This window comes from Hominiventricola sp. (assembly GCF_057604405.1).
Genome location: NZ_DBLYVB010000043.1, coordinates 1 through 6,338, shown reverse-complemented (window position 1 = coordinate 6,338; position 6,338 = coordinate 1). Strand labels below are relative to the sequence as shown.

Here is a 6,338-nt window from a genome sequence, read left to right as displayed (position 1 = left end):
GTTAGCATAGTTACATTATAACATGTAACGGAGAGAAAGATGGTTGTCGTTAGCCATCTTTTTTTCTTTTTTCAGATAAATTCAGGGAGGGTATGACTCGTTGTGAGTCATACCCTCCCTGCTTTGGAACTATCTATTTTCCGACAGCCCCATTACAGCACTGCCTCCACCAGCATCTTTGTATATTCATCCTGCGGATTACAGATCACGTCATCCGGTGTACCCTCCTCCACAATTCCTCCGTCTTTCATGACCAATACCCGATCACAGAATTCCTGTACCAGAGCCAGATTATGACAGATAAAGAGATATGAAAGATTCTTCTCCTCTTTCAGCCTACGCAACAGTTCAATGATCCGCTTCTGCACCGTTACATCCAATGCGCTGGTGGCTTCATCACAGATCAGCACCTTTGGATCCACTGCCAGTGCTCTGGCAATGGCAGCCCGCTGGCACTGTCCTCCACTGACCTGATGGGGATAGCGGTCTGCATAAGAAGCATCCAGCCCGCATTGTTCCAGCAGTTCTGCTGCTTTCTTTCTTCTCTCCACCTTTGACATTCCTTTGTTGCGGAGACTTTCTCCGATTCCATCCCCCAGTGTTCTTCTGGGATCAAAGGAACCAACTGGATTCTGGAACACCATCTGCAGCTTTCCGTAGGCACCTTTCAGTGCAGTCCCTTTCAGATGTGTGATATCCTGTCCATCAAGAATAATTTCTCCTTCTGTTGGATCCACAAGCCGCGTGATAAGTTTTGCAACTGTACTTTTTCCACTTCCGGATTCTCCTACAATTCCAAGGATCTCTCCCGGCTGTAAAGAAAAACTGATGTTTTCCACGGCGAGCACATCTCTTTTACCCAGCTGATGGAACACTTTTTTCAGATGATTGACTTTTAAAATCGGCTCCATCATTAACTCCTCTTCAGTTTCGGCACCGCCGAAAGCAGCTCTTTTGTATAATCATTCTGTGGATGTTCCAGTACTTCTTTCGCAGGACCATATTCCATCTTTCTGCCGTCTTTCAATACCAGAACCGTATCTGCCATAGCGGATACCACGCCAATATCATGGGTTACGATAATAATTGCGGTTCCAAATAACTCACGGACATGAAGCATTTCCTGTACTACCTGCCGTTGTACTGCCACATCGAGGGCACTGGTCGGTTCATCCGCAAAAAGTACCGGTGGATTCATGAGCATAGAGATGGCAATTCCCGCTCTCTGATTCATACCCCCGGACATTTCAAAAGGATAACTCTCCCAGATCCGTTCCGGTTCTTTAAAATCCAATTTTGTTAGAAGTTCAAGTGCATGTTCTTTTGCTTCTTCGTTCACAATCTTTCCATGGGCACGCATACTCTCATAAATCTGCTCACCAATGGTTCGAATCGGGCAAAGAGAGGCACCGGCATCCTGAAAAATCATGCCAATCTTAGCACCCCGGACAGCCCGAAGTTCTGATTCCGGCATATCCACAAGATTTTTTCCTCTGAATGTAATATCTCCTCTGGTAACCAGACCATTGTCTCCAAGCAGTCCCATAGCCGCTTTTATTAACGTGCTTTTTCCGCTTCCTGATTCCCCTACCAGCCCGAGGATTTCTCCGGGCTGCAGGGAAAAGGAAATGTCGTGAACCACCGGGGTTCCGTCAAAAGAAATCTCCACAGAATCGTAATTCAACAATGTTTTTTCCATCAGTTTATATCCAGATCTGCTGTCAGTTCATAATAATCACTTGCATGGGCCGTAAGACCACTCACATTTGCCTGGCTGATCATGCTCATTTTCAGGAAAGAACAGAATACAAATGCATTGTCATCCAGAAGCTGCTGCTGCATTTCGATGGCAATCTGATCTCTCTCTGTCTTGTCAAATGTACTGTTTAACTGTACTGCCAGTTCTTCCAGTTTATCGCTGTGATACTGTCCCCGGTTTTTGGTAGACGCATCCAGGCAATGTGTAGAGAAGAAGTTGGTCGGATCTCCAAGACCGCAGTTGACATTGGCTCCAACATAGACATCCCATGCAGAAGTGTCTTTCACAATCGTGTTATGATCAGCCGTCGCATTGATCTGTACATCCATTCCGATGTCTTTTAAGGTGCTCTGGGCAGATTCTGCCAGCAGCGGGAGCTCCTGACGGCTCGGGTAAGTCAGCCATCGAACAGTCAGCTTCTGACCATCTTTTTCACGGATGCCATCTCCATCACTGTCTGTCCAGCCAGCCTCTTCCAGAACTGCTTTTGCAGCTTCTGGGTCATAAGTCTTCGCATTCAACGTCGATCCACCGAATTCTACCGTATCCGGAAATGCGCCGGTCGCTACGTATCCATATCCATTCAGAAGCACATTGACGAAGGACTCTTTATCAATTCCCATGGCAATGGCTTCACGAACCGCATCGTCTTTTACAACCGGAGATGCATAATTCATCTGTACATAGAACGAACGACTGGTCTGAACGCTGGTAAAATTGAAATTATCATTTTCAAAGATCGGATAGCTTGCATAAGCCATACCGTATGCCGCATTGATCTCACCGGATTGAAGTGCCAGCGCAAGAGTATCTCCATCGGAAATGGTACGGACGGTAATCTCATCGACATTGACATCTCCAGCCCAGTAATTTTCATTTTTTACCAGATTCAGGTGATCATCCGTCACCAGTTCCGTTGCCACATAGGGTCCGGTTCCCACTACGATTCCATCATCCGACACGCCTTCATCCATATCAATAATACATCCATAGGGTTCAGCCAGATAGTTCATCAGACTCGGACACTCTTCCACCGTATGAATGGTCAGTACCAGACCATCTGCCTCCATAGAAGCAATTTTCAGGTCTCCTGCTGCACGTTCATGCACTGCAATCAGATCTTCCAGACATTTCTTGACCGCCTCTGCATCACATACTTTTCCATTAGAGAAGCAGATGCCATCTTTCAGGGTAATTTTCCACGTCAGATTATCTACCAATTCATAGCCTTCAGCAAGCCACGGCTCCAGTTCCATGGAATCATTGATTTTCATCAATGTCTCTCCGACACCATAACGGATACATGCCCATCCGCAGTAAGCACTGTGGGGATTGATATTGGATTCCTCATTTTCCGCATTAAATGTGGTATCACCAAAGACAAACGTCTTCTTACCTTCCTGGGCTGCCTCTGTCTGTGCGGCAGCATCTGTACTCTCTGTTTTGTCTGAACCGCATCCTGCCAGCATGCCGGTTACCATCGTCAATGACAGCAATAATGCAAAAATTTTACCTGTTCTTTTTTTCATGTATTTAGACTCCCTTTTCTATATTATATCTACCTGGAACGGCTGTTTCTGGGATCCATGTAATCACGGATCGTATCACCGAGCAGGTTAAATATTACGACAGATACAAAGATGGCTGCTCCCGGTGATAACACAATCCAGGGATAAGTCTGCAGCATACTCCGGCCGCTGCTCATCATGCTTCCCCATTCTGCCACCGGAGGCTGTGCTCCCAGTCCCAGAAAGGAAAGACCTGCAATCTCCATCATCATCGTTCCTATGTCCAGCATGGAAGTGACAAGAACCGGCCCGATGATGTTCGGCAGAACATGCCGGAAAATCATCTGAATCGCAGTATCTCCCGCCAGTCTTGACGCCTGAATATAGGGCAGTTCCTTTATGGAAAGGGTCTGGCTTCTGGCAATTCTGGAATACTTTGGCCAGCTGATCAGTGCCAGTGCAATGACCGCATTCTGTACACCACCATTCAAAATAGCAGCTACCGCCATGGCAAATACCAGTCCCGGGAAGGCCAGACAGAGATCCGAAAGCCGCATGACAAGCGCATCCACACGGCCACCATAATAGCCACACACGACACCAACAAAAGTCCCGAAAACAGTAATGATCGCTACCAGTGCAAAGGTAGAAGAAATACTGGTCTGTGCTCCAATCAGCACACGGGAAAACATGTCTCTTCCGTAAGTATCCGTTCCCATAAGATGCGCCGCACCCGGCGGCTTCATGGCCTGCGCAAGATCCTGGGCATAGGGATCATAGGGACACAACTGTTTTGCAAATATCGTAGCAAGCAGAAGCAATACTGCAAGTGCTGCAAAAAAGAATAATTTCATCCGGATTCGGTTCTTTTTCACTTTCTGAACTCTGACCGTTATCTGCTGTTCCTGTGTCATGCTTCATCACCTCCCAGACGGATTCTGGGATCCAGGAAACGATAGGAAATATCCGTCAACAGATTGACTGCTACATAGATAATGGCCATCCACATAACATAGGCCTGAATGATGGGATAATCTCTCATACTGATGGCATCCACCGCCATCTTTCCTACGCCATCCCACATAAAGATCGATTCTACAATGGCTGTTCCGCCCAGGAGGCTTCCTACCGACAACATCAATAACGTAATGATCGTTACCAGTGAAGCTCTCATCACGCTTCCCCACAAAATGGTGGAAAATCTGACACCTCTTGCTTTTGCGCCTACCACATAGTCCTGGCTTAATTCATCCAGTACAGCCGCCCTTACCTGTCGTACATATTTTGCGCTCATGGCAATGGCCAGTGTAATAGCCGGCATGGCAACACTATTCAGACTGACACCTTTTGCAATCACTGGAAACCATCCCAGTCGAATGGCAAACAAATACATCAAAAGCAAAGACACAAAAAAGTTCGGAAGGCTGTTACCGATGAAACTTAATGTTCGGATCAGATAATCTGAAAAGCGGTTCTGATGAATCGCTGACAGAATTCCAAGTGGAATAGATATCAGAATCGTCAGTAAAATGGATACAGCAGTCAGAAGCAGGGTTGCCGGAAGTTTGGAAATAAACGTGCTGAACACTGGTTTTCCGGACACATAACTGGTCCCCATATCTCCATGAAGCAGGTTTCCAAGCCAGACCACATACTGGGTCAGGAATGGTTTGTCAAGTCCCAGTTCCTCTCTGGCTACGTCGACTACCTCCTGGGAAATATCACTGCCCGTATTCTCCATCTTCTGTTCCACCACATCGCTTCCGGCAATCCGCATCATGCCAAAAGACAAAAATGTAATTGCCAGCAGGATGGGAATCAACTGCAGTAAACGTCTCCCTATATATTTTTTCATTCGCACACTGTCCTCTATTTCTTTCAAATACAATGAGTATAACAGTTTTTCACAGTCGTCAAAACCCCGGGCGGGGGTTCTGTATCCATTCCGTTTTTCTTATGATTCATTCCATTTTGTTATGGCTCTTTGCAAATATGTGATGGGTATTCATCCTATACAGCGGTCAGAACAGCGTCTTCAAAATTATGAACCAACGTTTTCCGCTTTGATGGATGGTCAATGGGTAATGATTCCAGAAGTCTCGCAGTATAGATGTGCTCATACCGGAAGTTCTCTTCCTTTTTCAATTCTTCCACAATTCGCCCCTGATACATGACCAGAATCCGATCGCTGATGCTTTTGACAGATTTCAGATCATGGGAAATAAAGATCATTGGAAGATCCTTTTCTTTATTCAGGCGTTTCAATTCTCCCAGCAGATGATATCTGGTAAGCACATCCAGACTGGAAGTAATCTCATCGCAGATCAATAACTGCGGGTCAACCAGAAGTGCCCGGCAGATATTGATCCTCTGCCGTTCCCCTCCGCTTAACTGAGACGGGCGCTTTTCCAGGAGTTCCTCAGAGAGCAGTACACTCTCCAAAGTCTTCCTGATCTTTATATTTCTCTGTGCCTCAACCAAAATACCATTGTATTTCAGAGTTTCATGCAAAGTCTGTCCCACAGACATTTTAGGATCCAGGGAAGATAAACTGTCCTGAAGGATCATCTGGACACTGCGCCGGAACTGCTGCCGTTCTTTTTTTCTGAATCCGGCAGTATCTTCTCCGCAAAACAGGATTTTTCCACTGTTCGGTTTTTCGTAACAGCATAGCAGCCGTGCCAGTGTACTTTTTCCACATCCACTCTCTCCTACCAGTCCGACAATCTCACCTGATCTTACTGAAAATCCGATGTGATGAAGAATAGATTCTTTTCCATATGATTTGTTTACATCCAAAACATCTAACTGCAATTTTCTGCCCCCTCAAAACTGGCTTTTAAAAGCCTCTTTGTATATTCCTCCTGAGGCGAGTCAAATAGTTCCAGGACTCTGCCTTTTTCTACGATTTCGCCGTCATGCATCACGATTACATCATCTGCCAGCTCCGCTACCACTCCAAAATCATGGGTTACAACCAGTATCGCTGTCTGATATTCTCTGTTGATCGCACGGAATTCCCGCATAATCTCCTTTTGGATACTCACATCCGGAGCGGTGGTCGATTCATA

6 protein-coding genes and 1 pseudogene are annotated in these 6,338 nt (G+C 46.1%); all 7 read right to left on the bottom strand.

Annotation, left to right across the window (positions count from 1 at the left end; all coding sequences use genetic code 11):
• Window positions 1-152 precede the first annotated feature (152 nt).
• Window positions 153-911, bottom strand: coding sequence for an ABC transporter ATP-binding protein (locus ACZMB2_RS13485; RefSeq protein ID WP_487597117.1), 759 nt, complete (start codon window positions 909-911; stop codon window positions 153-155).
• A gap of 2 nt (window positions 912-913) precedes the next feature.
• Complete coding sequence (locus ACZMB2_RS13480) at window positions 914-1,699, bottom strand: ABC transporter ATP-binding protein (RefSeq protein WP_487597116.1); 786 nt, start codon at window positions 1,697-1,699, stop codon at window positions 914-916.
• Window positions 1,699-3,288 (bottom strand): ABC transporter substrate-binding protein, encoded by a 1,590-nt coding sequence (locus ACZMB2_RS13475; protein WP_487597115.1) that lies wholly within the window; start codon window positions 3,286-3,288, stop codon window positions 1,699-1,701. The genes ACZMB2_RS13480 and ACZMB2_RS13475 overlap by 1 nt, the downstream gene beginning before the upstream one ends.
• A 29-nt stretch (window positions 3,289-3,317) precedes the next feature.
• The gene (gene nikC, locus ACZMB2_RS13470) at window positions 3,318-4,181 is read right to left on the bottom strand and encodes a nickel transporter permease (protein WP_487597114.1); all 864 of its coding nucleotides are present in this window, start codon (window positions 4,179-4,181) and stop codon (window positions 3,318-3,320) included.
• Window positions 4,178-5,122, bottom strand: coding sequence for a nickel ABC transporter permease (nikB, locus tag ACZMB2_RS13465; protein ID WP_487597113.1), 945 nt, complete (start codon window positions 5,120-5,122; stop codon window positions 4,178-4,180). Before nikB ends, nikC begins: the two co-directional genes overlap by 4 nt.
• Window positions 5,123-5,277: 155 nt before the next feature.
• Window positions 5,278-6,081: an ABC transporter ATP-binding protein gene (locus tag ACZMB2_RS13460; protein WP_487597112.1), complete on the bottom strand. Its 804-nt coding sequence runs from the start codon at window positions 6,079-6,081 to the stop codon at window positions 5,278-5,280.
• Window positions 6,072-6,338, bottom strand: a pseudogene (locus ACZMB2_RS13455) (ABC transporter ATP-binding protein); the annotation flags it as partial. The pseudogene ACZMB2_RS13455 and the gene ACZMB2_RS13460, both read right to left, overlap by 10 nt.